Here is a 14,281-nt window from a genome sequence, read left to right as displayed (position 1 = left end):
CGCCAACGAGATCCACAACCCGGAGTACACGGATACGACCGTCAAGCCGGGCGAAGAGGCAACCGTCCCGGCTCCGACCGATGTGGCCGACGGCACCAAGTTCACCGCCGGTGAAGGTGCTCCGGCATGGGCGACCGTCAACGAGGACGGCACCGTTAGCCTCAAGCCGGGTAAGGACGTTAAGCCGGGCGATTACACCATTCCGGTTCTTATCACCTACCCAGATGGAACCAAGGCCACCAAGCAGCTGAAGGTGACCATCAATGAAGACAAGCCCACTGGCAGCTCTGGCTCCAGCAGCTCTGACGGAGTTACTGGTTCCAGTGCCTTCGGCTACTTCATCGCCGCGCTGTTTGGCGTCCTTGCCATCGGTGCTGGGCTGACTGGCCTATACAACTGGGCCCGCGACCACGGCTACATTCGCTAGCCACAGTTCCTGAGGAATGGGGCGGGCTCCGGCCCGCCTATTGCCGCACGAACTGCCCGTCCCGCAGGTGGCGGTAAAACGTCACTGACTTAAGCGGACGAGGATGGCGCACGCCATCGCGCGTCACGTTCAAGTCCACACCACCAGCCTGCAAGGCTCGGCCCCGCAGTACCGTCGGAGAAACGGCACTGCGGGGCTTCTTCACTCGCCCAAACAAGCCCTTGCGCGGCAACGGCGGACGCTGCACCGCAGCCAACCCTGGAGCATCCGGAGTGGGCACCATCCGCACGCCGTTATTGAAGTCGCTTGTTCCAGCCTTGTCCTGCTCATACAGAACCTCGGAATCGACGATCACCTCGCCGATCATCTCGGCTTCCTTTTCAGCCTTGCCAGTCGAGTCAACGGGACCGGTCACCTCCGCGACCCCCAACGTCACCACGCCATGGTCGTCGCGGATCACCGGAGTCGGCACAGCCGGGGAAGCGAGCGCGAAGGTGAGATGTTGGGCGGGGGAGAAGGTGGCGTCCAACCCCCAAGAAAGAGCGACCGCAGAAGAACCGGTAGGGATAAAGCCAACCTCGACCCACAGGGCATCGATCCGCATCAACTTAGAAACCACAGCGGCGATGGCGGCATCGCTGCCCTGCACAATTACCCGCACCCGCTCGCTGACCTGGTGCGGGTCGGGCTGCGGGGTGCCCAAATGGGGTGCGTCTGGGCGTTGCATCAGCTCATCCAGCGACGGGGTGGAGCCCACTACAAAACGCTCCAGATCATCCAGAAAGCGCAACTCCTTGCGCGTGGGAATGGCGGATACATCGAGGCATTCCACGGCCTCGCCCGGCAGCACGGGATCGCGCAAGTGATCGCTGGCGGGAACATCGCAACGCAAGAAGAACAACATAGAAACCCACCATAGCGAGTGCCACAACCACCGGCGAAGTACTAGAATGGTGAAACGTCTAGGTGCCCCGTCCAACCGCCGGAGCGGGGCTACAACCGTGAGTACATCTGTACCAACCCAAGAGGACGTGTTTAAGTTTCCATGGCAGCGATCATCGTCGTAGGCGCCCAGTGGGGCGACGAAGGTAAGGGCAAAGCTACCGACATTCTGGGCGGAAAGGTCGATTATGTCGTCAAGCCCAACGGTGGCAACAACGCCGGACACACCGTCGTCGTTGGAGGCGAGAAATACGAGCTCAAGCTGCTGCCCGCAGGTGTGCTGTCCGAGAACGCAACCCCCATCATCGGCAATGGCTGCGTGGTGAACCTGGAGGCTCTGTTCGAGGAAATTGACGGCCTGGAGGCCCGCGGTGCGAACGCTTCCCGCCTGCGCGTGTCCGCTAATGCGCAGCTGGTGGCGCCGTACCACATTGCTATCGACCGCGTGGCCGAGCGCTTCTTGGGTAAGCGCGCCATCGGCACCACCGGTCGCGGTATCGGCCCGACCTATGCGGACAAGGTCTCCCGCGTGGGCATCCGCGCCCAGGACCTGCTGGACGAATCCATCCTGCGGCAAAAGATCGAATCCGCGCTGGATCAGAAGAACCAGATCCTCGTGAAGATCTACAACCGTCGCGCCGTGGATGTGGACGAAGTAGTGGAGTACTTCCTCTCCTACGCCGACCGCCTTAAGCCGATGCTGATCGATGCGACGACGGAGCTGAATAAGGCTCTTGACGCCGGTAAGTCCGTGCTGATGGAAGGCGGCCAGGCCACGATGCTAGACGTGGACCATGGCACGTATCCCTTTGTGACCTCCTCGAACCCCACGACCGGTGGCGCCTGCGTAGGCAGCGGCATTGGACCGACGCGCATCACGGCATCCCTGGGCATCATCAAGGCCTACACCACGCGCGTGGGTGCTGGTCCGTTCCCCACCGAGCTGTTCGACAAGTGGGGCGAGTTCCTACAGACCACCGGCGGCGAGGTTGGCGTGAACACCGGCCGTAAGCGCCGTTGTGGCTGGTACGACTCCGTGATCGCCCGCTACGCCTCCCGCGTCAATGGCTTTACCGACTACTTCCTGACGAAGCTGGACGTTCTGACCGGCATCGGCGAAATCCCGATCTGTGTGGCCTATGACGTAGACGGTGTGCGCCACGACGAGATGCCGATGACGCAGACCGAGTTCCACCACGCCACTCCGATCTACGAAACCATGCCTGCATGGGACGAGGACATTACGGAGTGCAAGACCTTCGAGGAACTACCGCAGAAGGCGCAGGATTACGTCAAACGCCTGGAGGAGCTCTCTGGTTGCCGCATTTCCTACATCGGCGTGGGGCCGGGCCGCGACCAGACCATCGTCATCAACGACGTAGCGGAAGGCTAAAGCCGGCGCGATCACTACCAGCTATCGGTAGTGGCGCAAAGGGCGCTGCGGTCAGTCTACGAATAGGGATTCATCATCGCTGGCGAGTAGCTGTCCGGCATTTTTGCCGAGCATGAGCGTGTAGATCTGCTCAATATGAATTAGCACCGCCATTTTCGGCGGATTGTGGCCCATTTCATCAGCGAACTTCACTGCTGCTTCCCAAACGGGCCCCTCGTGGAATAGCTCTGCAGAGCCGACAAATCGATACCCGTCTAGTTGGCCCCAATCTACTACCGCTACCGCGGCTTTCGACCCCGCACGAAGATTCTCGAGGTGCTGGCGCCCAGTGTTTTCGTTGTAGATCAGCGTCTCGTCATCCCAGACGCGCAGGCTGCGCTTCGGGCCGATATTCGGCAAGAGCATTTCGCCGTCGGTCACCGTTGCCAGATACGGCAATTGCGCACTGAGCATGTCTTTCATCTCTTGGGTGAGCTTCGCCATGGAAGTTTTCCTTTCTTAGTAGTCGAGCGTTGTACGCTGCATACTCTACACAAGAGTTCAATCGAGTGTTACTCTAAAGTTCAATAGATTGAACTTTATGTCTGAACCTTATGTCTCGTGCTCAAGGTGCCGTTTTCCAAGAGCAGCAGATTAAACAACTAGGAAGGAATACCCCTATGTCAACAACCGCGGCTACACAGCCGCGCATCGTCTACTTCTCCTCTGCCTCCGAAAACACTCGACGCTTCGTAGCCAAACTCGGTATCCCCGCCCAGCGCATTCCTTTGCGAAGAAAAGATCCCGAGCTGATCGTCAACGAACCCTATGTGTTAATCACCCCGACGTATGGCGGAGGTGATCAGCGGAAAGCCGTTCCCAAGCAAGTCATCAAATTCCTCAACAATCCGCACAATCGCGCGCTAATTCGGGGAGTAATTACCAGCGGAAATACGAACTTTGGCACTGCATACTGCTGCGCCGGATCAACGATTGCCGCCAAGTGCCACGTGCCGGAGCTTTACCGCTTCGAGCTTCTAGGCACGGCTCGCGACGTTGCCCGGGTACAACTAGGGCTCCGCAATTTCTGGAATCACATGCGCGGGGAGAACGGGCGTCAAGAACAAGACCCAAGTGAAAACCGATACAAAAACGCAGGAAGTGAAAATTGAGTTACCGTAAACGCTCCCAAACCCCACCACAATGGCTGCAGAACCCAAGCGTTCCTCTGCGGCCGGTGAATTGGAACCAGCTGGAAGATCCAAAGGACCTAGAGATCTGGCAGCGCCTGACCAGCAACTTCTGGTTGCCTGAAAAGGTGCCGCTATCCAATGACCTGTCCAAATGGAATGGCCTGACGGATGCCGAACGCGAGTTGACCACAAAGGTATTCACGGGACTGACGCTGCTAGATACAGTCCAAGCCACCGTCGGTGAGATCAGCCAGATCCCAGATTCCCGCACGGAGCACGAACAGGCCGTCTACGCGAACATTGCATTCATGCAAGCCGTGCACGCTCGCAGCTATAGCAGCGTTTTCAGCACTATGTGCAGCAGCGAGGAGATCGACCGTGCATACGCCTGGGCAGTGGACAATCCTGTACTCCAACGGCGGGCGACCGCAGTGATGCAGTACTACAACGGGCAGGATCCGCTAAAGCGCAAGGTCGCGGCCACGCTACTTTCTTCTCTATTGCTATACGCAGGGTTTTACCTGCCGTTGTGGTTTAGCTGTCGCGGCATTCTGATGAATACGGCGGATATGATCCGTCTGATCCTGCGCGACAAGGCGGTGCACGGCTACTACTCGGGTTATAAGTTTCAGCGCGGGTTGGAGGCTCACCCAGAACGCGCGCAGGAGCTCGAGGACTTCACGTTCTCCCTAGTGGAGGAGCTGCTTGCCTTAGAGAAAGAATACTCGGGGGATTTGTATGGCACAGCCTTGCCCAACCAAGCCTCGCTGATCGAAGGCGTGATGGCGTTCGTGCACTACAACGCAGACAAGGCACTGATGAACCTAGGCTACCCGCCACAGTATGAGGAAGAATCGGCAAAGACTGAGCCGGAGATTATCGCCGCGTTAGCGCCCGATTCTAACGAGACTCACGATTTCTTTAGCGGCTCGGGATCTTCCTACGTTATCGGTCGGGCGGAGTCCACAGTGGAAGACGACTGGGACTTCTAGAGGGCTATACGTTTGCAGGCGACCTATCTGGCTGCTTGAAGGTGCTCGATCGGGAGCCAACTGCTGTGCGCGGCATCTCGATCGATCAGGGCAGAGAGTTTAGTCTTCGGCGGAGTTAGCCTGATTCAGACCGACCATGCGGAGAGTCATCAGGTTGAGTGTTTTTGTGGCCCGCTCGATGATTTCCTCGCGGTTGTCATCCGTGACCTCGTAGAAGCCCTCCACGAAAGTGGCGTGGCAGAAGCGGGTGAACATGGCGGCAATGGCAGCAGCGGTGTACTCCACATCGTCCAGCGGCGGGATCATGTTCTTAGCGAGCAAGGCCTCCAAGAACCGGCGGTTACGGCCAACCATCTGCTTGGCAATCTGCATCTGTCGAACCGCGAGCTCTTTGCTGAACTGCGAAGACTGCGCCACCAGGTTCATGGCACCCGCGTTGTGTGCGTAAAAGCGCACGAACTCCTTGTTGGAGCCCTCGATCGTAGCGCGGGCGTCATCAGTGCTCAGCAAGCTATCGTCCAGGGTGGGAGTCATGTCCTTCTCGACGCTGGCCAGCACGTTCATCAGCAGATCTTGGCGATCTTCGAAGTAGGTATACAGGGTACCGACCGAACAGCCGGCCACCTCTGCGATCTTCGTGAGCTTAGTGTGGTGATATCCGTCGCTGGTGAACACCTTGCGGGCGGCGTCCAGGATAGCGGCGCGGCGGGCCGCAGCCTTCGGGGAGCGGGCATCATCAGAGTGAGTAGTTTCGGTTACATTGTCGTGCACCATGGCATTCATTATATAAGACTGAACACCTATCAACTAAACAAATAAACAGCTTTTGGGAAATAAAAATGATTAAAAAATCAATGGCGGCGGAGGTGGAGAAACCACGTGTTGTTGCCGATGTGGATACCGGGATTGACGACAGTCTTGCACTGATTTACCTGGCCTATCTTCACTCCGCTGGTGAGATTGATTTAGTGGTGACGACCAGCGCAGGGAATACGACGGTCGGGCAGGCGGCGGTGAATTCTAAAGAGGTTTTACGTCTGGCGGGAGCGCCGGAAGTTTCTGTAGTGGCCGGTGCTGGGAAGCCTTTGGTATTGCCATTGACTACGACTCCGGAAACGCACGGAAAAAGAGGATTAGGTTATTATTCGCCCGAATTGGAGGCTGGGTGTGGGGATGCGCACGAGGATGTGAGAGGGGATGTGCGAGCGGCCGTGCATGGAGATGCGCGAGCGGCCGTGGAGACGTGGCGCGGGGCGACCCACATTCTGGTAGCTGGTCCGGCGACAAACCTGGCTTGGGCTTTGGCGCACGAGCCCGAGGTGGTGGGGCCGGCTGAAATTACGCAAATGACGGGGGCATTTAACTACCCAGGCAACACCACCCCTACTGCCGAATGGAATGCGTGGGTTGATCCGCATGCTTTGAAGGCCGTATTCGGTGGGGAGGCATCCGGCGAGTCTGTTGCACAGAGTGCGCAGTGTGCGCAGCGCCCGTTGCCGGTCATCTGCCCACTCAATGTCACGGAACAGGTTCTACTGCATCCTCCGCGTTTAAGCAGGTGGCAGGACGCCGTGCGCCCTTCACGCCCACAACTTGCCGCCTTGCTCGGCGACACTCTCCGCTTCTATTTCGAATTTCACCAATCTGTCGGCGTGGGCTATTGCGCGCAGATCCATGACCTCGCCGCGGCGATGGTGATGTTGGGGCGTGTTCCTTGTTCTCTTTATGACGCCACCGTGGATGTCGAAGCGGATTCTCCCCTCATGCGTGGCACTACCGTGGCTGATCGAGTTGTTGACGGTGGTGGCGGATCTGTCGCAGCTGTCCGTGGAGATGTGGATCCCGCGGGGGCGCGCGGTGCTTATTGGAACCGCCCGGCTAATGCGCGGATTTTGGAAGCTTTGGATCCGGCCGACGTGTTCGCGGAATTTGAACAGGTTGTGTGCGGGTTCGGCGCTGGTTAGCGCCGCCCCAAAAGTGCAAAATGTCGCTAGATCGGGAATGTGTTGACGAGATTCTCAAAACCTTCAAAATCAAAAACCCCTGACCTGCGGTTTTAGATTGATTGAAATGCTTGTCAGTAACACATTCCCGATCTAGCGACATTGGAGGCTAAAAAGCCTCCGAGAAAGCCCCTAGTAAGCCCCCCCCGAGTAACTAGACTCGCTCGCGGGCCTTCTTGGCGGCAGCCACCAGAACCTCCAGGGAGGCGGTGGTTTCTTCCCAACCGCGGGTCTTCAGGCCACAGTCCGGGTTAACCCACAGCAGGGCGGGATCCACGGAGCCCAGGGCAGCGGTCAGCAGGTCATCAACTTCCTGCTGCTTCGGCACACGCGGGGAGTGGATATCCCACACGCCCGGGCCGACACCCAGCTCGTAGCCCTCATCCTTCAGAGCGGCCAGAACCTGCATGCCATTGCGTGCTGCCTCGATGGAGGTCACGTCGGCGTCCAGGTTAGAGACTGTGTCGATCAGTTCGTTGAACTCGGAGTAGCACATGTGCGTGTGGATCTGCACCTTGTTCTCCGCGCCAGAGGTAGCCAGGCGGAAGGAGCCCACGGCCCACTCCAGATACTCCGGCTGCTGTTCCTTGCGCAATGGCAGCAGCTCGCGAATAGCGGGCTCGTCCACCTGCACCACGCGGGCGCCAGCGGCAATCAGGTCAGCAATCTCATCGCGCAGCGCCAGTGCAACCTGGTCGGCGGTCACGCCCAGCGGCTGGTCATCGCGTACGAAGGACCAGGCCAGCATGGTCACCGGACCGGTCAGCATGCCCTTGACTGGCTTGTCGGTCAGGTCAGCTGCCACCTTGTACCAGTCGACAGTCATGGCGTGCGGGCGGGAGACGTCGCCGAAGATGATCGGCGGTCGCACGCAGCGGGAGCCGTAGGACTGCACCCATGCGTGCTCGGTGGACAGGTAACCCTCCAGCTGCTCGGAGAAGTACTGCACCATGTCGTTACGCTCCGGCTCGCCGTGCACCAGCACGTCCAAGCCCAGTTCCTCCTGGCGCTTGATGACGTCCGCGACCTCGTCCTTCATGGCCTGGGTGTAGGCCGCATCATCAATCTCGCCCTTGCGGTGCTTGGCGCGCGCCTGGCGAATCTCGGTGGTCTGCGGGAAGGAACCGATCGTGGTGGTCGGCAGCGGCGGCAGGTTCAGCTCAGCCTTCTGCGCCTCGCGACGAGCCTTAATGGAATCGCGGCGGCGGTCGGCGTCGGTCACAGCATCCTGGCGCTCACGCACGGCGGCATTGTGCGTCAGGGTGGAGTTTTTGCGGTCTTCGATGGCTTCGCGGGTCTCGGCAAATAGCTGCTCGTCGGCCTCGGTCTGCTCGCCGCGCAGGGTACGGGACAGGGCGGCGACCTCGCGGATCTTCTCGGATCCGAAGGCCAGCCACTTCTTCACCTCTGCATTCAGGTTCTCCTCGCGCTGCAGCGAGTACGGCACGTGCAGCAGGGAACAGCTCGTGGAGACAGCCACCGGGCCGCGCTCTTGCAGGCCCTGCAGAGTCTTTAGCGCTGCGTCCAGGTCGGTGCGCCACACGTTGTGTCCATCCACCACGCCAGCGGCCAGCAGTTCCTTGCCGGTCCATGCAGGCAGCTCGGCAGCAGCAGCGCCACCTGTCACCAGGTCCACGCCGAAGGCTGCCACACCGGAGCCGCTCAGCAGTTCAATGGCTGCGTTGCCGTCACCGAAGTAGGTCTGGATAAGCAGGTTGACGCCCTCATCCCCAGCTCCGGCCACCTCAGCCAGCTTTTCGTAGCCAGCGCGGGTGCGCTTCAGCAGGTCTTCGTTGGCAGCCGCATCCGCGTAGGCGAAGTCGGTAACCAGGATCGGCTCGTCGAACTGTACCCACTTCACGCCACGGTCTGCGATGCGCTTGAGCAGGCGGGAGTAGGCGTCAAAAATTTCCTCGAGGTGAGCGAAGGCATCGGAACCGTCGATGGTGCGCGACAGAGCCAGGTACGTCAGCGGGCCCACCAGGACGGGGCGGACGGCCTCGCCGGCGCGGGTGACCTGGTCGCGGATATCCTCTAGGAATGCGGAATCGTCCAGCTCCACGCGGGAATCCTTGGCCAGCTCCGGCACGATGTAGTGGTAGTTCGTGTCGAACCACTTCGTCATTGCGGAGGCCGGCAGGTCCTTGGTTCCGCGGGCGGCGGCGAAGTAGCGGTCGATGAAGCGCGGCAGGCCATCGTTATCGTGATCCGCGATGTCAGCGACGCGCTCGGGTAGCAGCCCCAGCAAAGCGGTGGTGTCGAGTATCGCGTCGTAGAAGGAGCGGCCAGAGAAGGCTGCGGAATCCAAGCCGGCGGCGAGCAGCTCGTCGGTGTAGTCGTTAACCAGGCGTGTTGCGGTGTTGGCCAGGTTGCGTCCGGTGGAGTTATCGCGCCAGTAGCCCTCCAGAGCCTTCTTGAGCTCGCGGTCAGGTCCGATGCGCGGAACCCCGGCGACGGTTGTGTTGAAAGTCATGATGTTTCCTGTCTTTCTTTGTTTAATTGATCTGCGTCAAGGCTCGTTTGGGAGCCTTTGCCGTTCTGCGGTTCCCGCGCGCTATGCCTTTCCCGGGGCTCCAGAAGGCACGCTTCGCGGCGGGGCGGAACTGCCTCCGCCATGCGCGGGTCGCTTGCTAAACCATTTAAGAATAGACAGCTTGGTCTGTCAACTAAGTCACTTAATTTGGCTGCTTGTGACCCCGGTTTCACACCCGTTTTCCCTGCCCCTGATGCCGCCAAAATGGCTGCGATTTGTGCAATCCGCACCGATTCTGTAAGCATTAAACAAACATTAAAACCACTGGCCACGCGGTCGAAACGTCGAGGTGACATAGACGTTGCGCTTAGTCGCGCGCTGGCCCCTGCGAAAAATGAGGACCCACCCCATGCGACCCCTGTCACAAAAAGCCACCTATGGACTGCTCGGTCTATCCGCAATCATCATCGTCGCCACCTGGCTGACCCTCGTCATCTGGCAGCCTTCCGACTCGACATATGAGTCCCTCGCCGACTCCAAAAGCTCCACCATCGCCCTCGTCGGTTTCGTTGTCCCCGCCATCCTGGCGCTCATCGCCGTAATCCCGCGCCTGCCCGTGCGCACCCTTGCGCTCCTGCCGGTCGCATTGGCAATCAATGTCGTGCTCGGCCACATTATCGGCAACATGGGTCTGCCTTTGCCGCTGTACCTGGATTCCATCGGCACAGTGCTGGTCGGCGCCCTGGCTGGCCCTTGGGCGGGGTTGGTCACCGGCGTGCTCTCCGCGCTGGTGTGGGGAACCTTCAACCCGACCGTCGTTGGCTTCGCAGCGGCCTACGCCTTCGTCGGCGTATGCGCGGGACTGCTCGGCAAGTGGTGGGTAGGTGCATATTGGAAGATCGCCCTATCCGCCTTGCTCATCGGTTTCCTAACAGCCCTGCTTTCCGCCCCGATCGCCTCCTTCATCTTCGGTGGCACCGCCGGTACGGGCACGGGTCTGCTTGTGACTGCCTACCGTTCCCTGGGCTTCGATCCGATGACCGCCGTATTCTTGCAGTCATGGACTTCCGATCCAATCGATAAGTTCATTGTGTTTAGCGTGATCTACCTGGTCATTCGCGCATTGCCACAGCGCACGCGCCGAACCTTTGCACCGACGTCCGACAAGGCTGCATGAATCCACTGACATACCTCACCCTCGCTATAAGCGGGGTGATTTTCGTCCTCGTCGCCGATAGCCTCACCGTGTCCGCTATCGCGTGGGTCTTGTGCGCCGTTATGGCCCTTTTCTTCTCGACGCCCCGTCGTCCCTTTCTCGCAGCCAACCTCTTAGGCCTACCGGCTTTCCTGGGCTTCGGATTGATGTACGCACCCTTCGGACAGGAAACCGGATGGTGGATCCTCACCCGTGATGGTGTGCAGATCGCCCTGTCCCTGGGTAGTCGCTTCCTTGCCGCTACCACGATCGGCCTGACTATCGGAAGCTTCGTTAACCTAGACCGACTCATGCGCACTGTGCAGCCGCGCCTGCCTGCCAAATTGGTCTATGTCATCGGCGCCACAGCCCGACTACTGCCGCTGGCCAGAGCCCGCTGGCAGACCATCCAGCAGGTTCGCGCCTCCCGCGGAGTGGATGTGTCCACCCTGGGTGCGAAGTGCCGCATGATCCTCCCACTGATCGTCGGCATGGTCGACGATGCCGCCACCCGCGCCCGCCCGCTACAGCGCACCGGAATTGGTGAACCGGGGCCGCGTACCGTGCTTCGCCCCGTTGCAGATACGGCTTTGGATTGGACCGTCCGCCTGCTGGCCATCGCAGCCCTAGTGGTGGGATGCTGGTGGGTAGTGCACTAAAGAAGCACGAGCACTAGCAAACGACCAGAAAGACCTTTGCGCGAACCATGCCTTTGACTACGTACATCTGGGGGGATAGTGGCGTCGGACTATCCGAACATGCCTGGTCGTACGCAGAAAAGACGGGCGCGGCGTGGGTCGGCAACGAGGCCAGCGCGCACATTTCCCTGCTGCGCAATACGGTCGCTGAAGAGCTCGCTTTTCCCATGGAGCAGCGCGGTGTAGAGCAGGCGGAGATGCAAGCTCGGGTAGATGCAGCCCTGCGGCTGTGGGGCTTGGAAGCGCAGGCAGAGCAGAACCCCGCCACCCTGTCGACAGGTCAAACCCGGCGCGTGGCGATTGCCGCGGCACTGCTCGCACGCCCCGATGCGTTGGTGCTCGATTGTCCTTTGGATGGGCTGGATGTCTCCGCCGTCGAGACCCTGCGCCGCACCCTTGTGGACTTCACAGGGCCCGTGACCGTTTATGATCGCGCAGGTTCACCCTTAAGCGATGACGCCCCTACGCACCAACGCCTGAACGCCGATGGCACCCTGACACGCGCCACCGCTCCGCAGCCTGCAGCCGGTGTGGTGGCTATGCAGACTGCTGCGCAGGAAGACACAGGGACGGCCTTGCTGGCGCGGGATGTGGTTTTCCGCCGAGGTGGCGTTGGCCCCATAAACCTGGATGTTCCCGCAGGACGTGTGGTGCACCTGGCTGGGCGGAACGGATGTGGAAAAACGACCCTGTTCCTCGGTGCCCTGGGACTATTGAAGTACCGCGGAACCCTACGTGCCGAGGGGCTTAAGGGCTGGGCGCCCACGCAGATGGATCAGGCCGTGACATGCCGCACCGTGGTTGACGAATTGGCCGTGGGTGCGGGGGAAGAGCTTGCTGCCGCAGTCATTGACTTCGCGGGGCTGGGGCCGTGGGCAGGCACGCACCCGCTCGATGTGCCGGCAGCGAAAAGGCGGATCGTGCTTGTCGCAGCGGCGATGGTGCGCGGAGCTGATCTGGTGATGCTGGACGAACCCACCGTGGGGCTGGACGCGCCGGGCTATCGCGAACTAGCGGAGCTGATGCACCGCTATACAGCGGGGGAATATGCGCAACTCATTGGGGTAGATACGCCGGTGGCACCGACGGTGCTGTGGACATGCCATGACGCACGCTTCGCAGAGCACGTCAGCGATGTGCGCATAGATATGCGCACAGATATGGTCGGCTAGTTAAAAACACGTCCAGCTAGTTGGTGATCTCGATGGAATCGCCGTTGCGCTCGACCTTCTTAGCCGGGCTCATCGGATCGCGCGAAGGACCCTCCACGACATTTCCGGTGGCGACATCGAACTTGGACATGTGCTTGGGGCACACTGCCACAGTGATGTCCCCGGACTTCTCAATGGAGTCGATGGTGCCGCCAGCATGCGGGCAGGTAGTGGAGAACGCCTTGTACTCGTTCTCGCCGGGGCGGGAGAGTACCCAACCATCCAGAATCGTGGAGCCTCCGACCTCCAGATCCGCGGCATCGGCCTTCGCTACGACCTCTTCACTGGCGCAAGCCGCCAACAGTGCGCCGGAGGCTGTAGCGGCGGTGGCAACGGCCACGCCGCGCAGGAAAGAACGGCGGGAACAGGGCAGGGGGTTGTGAGCTTGAGAGTCACGCTGCGTTTCGCTCATAGCTTTGATCCTTCCATCAGGTTGAGCGTCCGACAAGCCTGCGCGACGAGGCGGGGTAGGGCAGGCCGGACGGGGCGGGTGGCAGCGTAAATATACGGGCATAAGTAAGGTGAGTGAATATGTACACACCCGAGGCAATTGGTACCCCACTGACTCCCTCCTCTCTGAAAGTCCTGCTGCTTGGCGCCAGCGAGCTGGGGAGGGAACTCGCCGTCGCCCTGCAACGCTTGGGCGTAGAGGTACACGCTGCGGACCGATACGCCGGTGCTCCCGCGCACCACGTGGCCAACAAGGCACACGTTATGGACATCTACGACGGGGAATCGATCAGGCAGCTAGTACGCGAAGTCGCCCCGCAGTTCATCGTCCCGGACGTGGAGTTCATCCCCGCAGACGTACTGCAGGAAATCGAAGCCGAGGGTGTGGCCTCCGTCGTACCGACCGCCCTCGCCAACAGGCTGACCATGAACCGGGAGGGCATCCGCACCTTCGCCCACGACAAACTGGGTCTGCCGAATAGCGCCTTCCGTTTTGCCTCCACCGCCGATGAACTAGCTCGCGCCGCCGAGGAGATCGGCTACCCATGTGTGGTCAAGCCCGTCATGGGGCATTCCGGCGCAGGTCAGAGCTATGTCGGCGGAGTCGATGAGCTCGAAGCCGCCTGGAACGAGGCCATCAAAAATTCCCGCACAAACGTGCAGCGCGTCATGGTGGAGCAGTACATTCCTTTCGACTACGAGGTCACCATCCTCGCCGTGCGCTCCATCGATCCCGCCACAGGCCGGGAGGCCACCTGGTTCTGCGAACCCATCGGCCACCGCCAGGATCGCGGCGACTATGTGGAATCCTGGCAGCCCGCGTACATGTCCGAAGATGCCTTGGACACCGCACGCAGTATCGCCGCCCGTATCGCCACCGCCTTGGGCGGGCGTGGCGTGTTCGGCGTAGAGCTATTCGTCAAGGGCAATGACGTCTACTTCTCCGAAGTAAGCCCCCGCCCGCACGATACGGGCATGGTTACGCTTGGCACCCAGCGGTTCTCAGAGTTCGACCTGCACGCACGCGCCATACTTGGGTTGCCGATTGATACCACGCTGATTTCCCCGGGGGCTTCCGCGGTAATCCGCTGTGCCGAACGGTACGACGGCGATATCGAATATATGGGCGTCGAGAAGGCAATGGCAGTGGAGGAAACTAACGTTTACCTCTTCGGCAAACCCCGGGCGCTGACGCGGCGGCGAATGGGAGTGGCATTGACCACTGCAGAAAGCATTGACGAGGCGCGCCAGCGGGCGGAGGAAGCTGCGGGGTACGTCACGGTGCGGCCGACGGTTTTCGCAGAACAGGGGCAGTAGTCCTAAAC

At 60.4% G+C, this 14,281-nt stretch carries 14 protein-coding genes; 9 read left to right on the top strand and 5 right to left on the bottom strand.

Features of this window, described 5'->3' with window-relative positions; all coding sequences use genetic code 11:
* Positions 1-427: Rib/alpha-like domain-containing protein (locus tag ACWXWJ_RS03455; protein WP_473963558.1), on the top strand; the 427-nt coding region annotated here is incomplete at its 5' end.
* A gap of 37 nt (positions 428-464) precedes the next feature.
* On the opposite strand, the gene ACWXWJ_RS03450 is transcribed toward ACWXWJ_RS03455, so the two are convergent.
* Positions 465-1,331 (bottom strand): hypothetical protein, encoded by an 867-nt coding sequence (locus tag ACWXWJ_RS03450; RefSeq protein ID WP_473963557.1) that lies wholly within the window; start codon positions 1,329-1,331, stop codon positions 465-467.
* Positions 1,332-1,472: 141 nt separating this feature from the next.
* Here ACWXWJ_RS03450 and ACWXWJ_RS03445 point away from each other — a divergent pair, with 141 nt between their 5' ends.
* Positions 1,473-2,762 (top strand): adenylosuccinate synthase, encoded by a 1,290-nt coding sequence (locus tag ACWXWJ_RS03445; RefSeq protein WP_293790671.1) that lies wholly within the window; start codon positions 1,473-1,475, stop codon positions 2,760-2,762.
* A 51-nt stretch (positions 2,763-2,813) separates the two neighbouring features.
* On the opposite strand, the gene ACWXWJ_RS03440 is transcribed toward ACWXWJ_RS03445, so the two are convergent.
* Complete coding sequence (locus tag ACWXWJ_RS03440; protein WP_473963556.1) at positions 2,814-3,245, bottom strand: pyridoxamine 5'-phosphate oxidase family protein; 432 nt, start codon at positions 3,243-3,245, stop codon at positions 2,814-2,816.
* Between the two features lie 176 nt (positions 3,246-3,421).
* Here ACWXWJ_RS03440 and nrdI point away from each other — a divergent pair, with 176 nt between their 5' ends.
* On the top strand, positions 3,422-3,913 hold the full coding sequence (gene nrdI / locus ACWXWJ_RS03435; protein WP_473963555.1) for a class Ib ribonucleoside-diphosphate reductase assembly flavoprotein NrdI: 492 nt from the start codon (positions 3,422-3,424) through the stop codon (positions 3,911-3,913).
* Positions 3,910-4,926 carry a class 1b ribonucleoside-diphosphate reductase subunit beta gene (nrdF, locus tag ACWXWJ_RS03430; RefSeq protein WP_293790674.1) on the top strand — a complete coding sequence of 339 codons (1,017 nt, stop codon included), beginning with the start codon at positions 3,910-3,912 and terminating at the stop codon, positions 4,924-4,926. Before nrdI ends, nrdF begins: the two co-directional genes overlap by 4 nt.
* Before the next feature lie 99 nt (positions 4,927-5,025).
* On the opposite strand, the gene ACWXWJ_RS03425 is transcribed toward nrdF, so the two are convergent.
* Positions 5,026-5,700, bottom strand: a complete 675-nt coding sequence (locus ACWXWJ_RS03425; protein WP_473963554.1) for a TetR/AcrR family transcriptional regulator — start codon at positions 5,698-5,700, stop codon at positions 5,026-5,028.
* A gap of 65 nt (positions 5,701-5,765) precedes the next feature.
* Between ACWXWJ_RS03425 and ACWXWJ_RS03420 the strand changes: the two genes are divergently transcribed.
* Entirely contained in the window at positions 5,766-6,890 is a 1,125-nt protein-coding gene (locus ACWXWJ_RS03420; RefSeq protein ID WP_473963553.1) for a nucleoside hydrolase, read from the top strand.
* Positions 6,891-7,083: 193 nt separating this feature from the next.
* Here ACWXWJ_RS03420 and metE read toward each other — a convergent pair whose 3' ends face one another.
* Positions 7,084-9,402 carry a 5-methyltetrahydropteroyltriglutamate--homocysteine S-methyltransferase gene (gene metE, locus ACWXWJ_RS03415; RefSeq protein ID WP_473963552.1) on the bottom strand — a complete coding sequence of 773 codons (2,319 nt, stop codon included), beginning with the start codon at positions 9,400-9,402 and terminating at the stop codon, positions 7,084-7,086.
* Between the two features lie 409 nt (positions 9,403-9,811).
* Between metE and ACWXWJ_RS03410 the strand changes: the two genes are divergently transcribed.
* Genes ACWXWJ_RS03410 through ACWXWJ_RS03400 form a run of 3 tightly spaced genes read left to right on the top strand, consistent with a single transcriptional unit; the run spans position 9,812 to position 12,467 of the window.
* Entirely contained in the window at positions 9,812-10,579 is a 768-nt protein-coding gene (locus ACWXWJ_RS03410) for an ECF transporter S component (RefSeq protein WP_448306944.1), read from the top strand.
* Entirely contained in the window at positions 10,576-11,256 is a 681-nt protein-coding gene (locus ACWXWJ_RS03405) for an energy-coupling factor transporter transmembrane component T (protein WP_293792224.1), read from the top strand. Before ACWXWJ_RS03410 ends, ACWXWJ_RS03405 begins: the two co-directional genes overlap by 4 nt.
* Before the next feature lie 47 nt (positions 11,257-11,303).
* A complete protein-coding gene (locus ACWXWJ_RS03400) occupies positions 11,304-12,467 on the top strand; it encodes an ATP-binding cassette domain-containing protein (protein ID WP_473963551.1) in 1,164 nt (387 codons plus the stop codon).
* Positions 12,468-12,483: 16 nt separating this feature from the next.
* On the opposite strand, the gene ACWXWJ_RS03395 is transcribed toward ACWXWJ_RS03400, so the two are convergent.
* Positions 12,484-12,918 (bottom strand): Rieske (2Fe-2S) protein, encoded by a 435-nt coding sequence (locus ACWXWJ_RS03395; RefSeq protein WP_473963550.1) that lies wholly within the window; start codon positions 12,916-12,918, stop codon positions 12,484-12,486.
* A 119-nt stretch (positions 12,919-13,037) separates the two neighbouring features.
* On the opposite strand from ACWXWJ_RS03395, the gene purT reads away from it, so the two are divergent.
* The gene (purT, locus tag ACWXWJ_RS03390; RefSeq protein ID WP_473963549.1) at positions 13,038-14,273 is read left to right on the top strand and encodes a formate-dependent phosphoribosylglycinamide formyltransferase; all 1,236 of its coding nucleotides are present in this window, start codon (positions 13,038-13,040) and stop codon (positions 14,271-14,273) included.
* Positions 14,274-14,281: the final 8 nt, after the last annotated feature.

The sequence above is a fragment of the Corynebacterium sp. p3-SID1761 genome, assembly GCF_055862885.1.
This window is presented reverse-complemented; position numbering and strand designations above follow the sequence as displayed.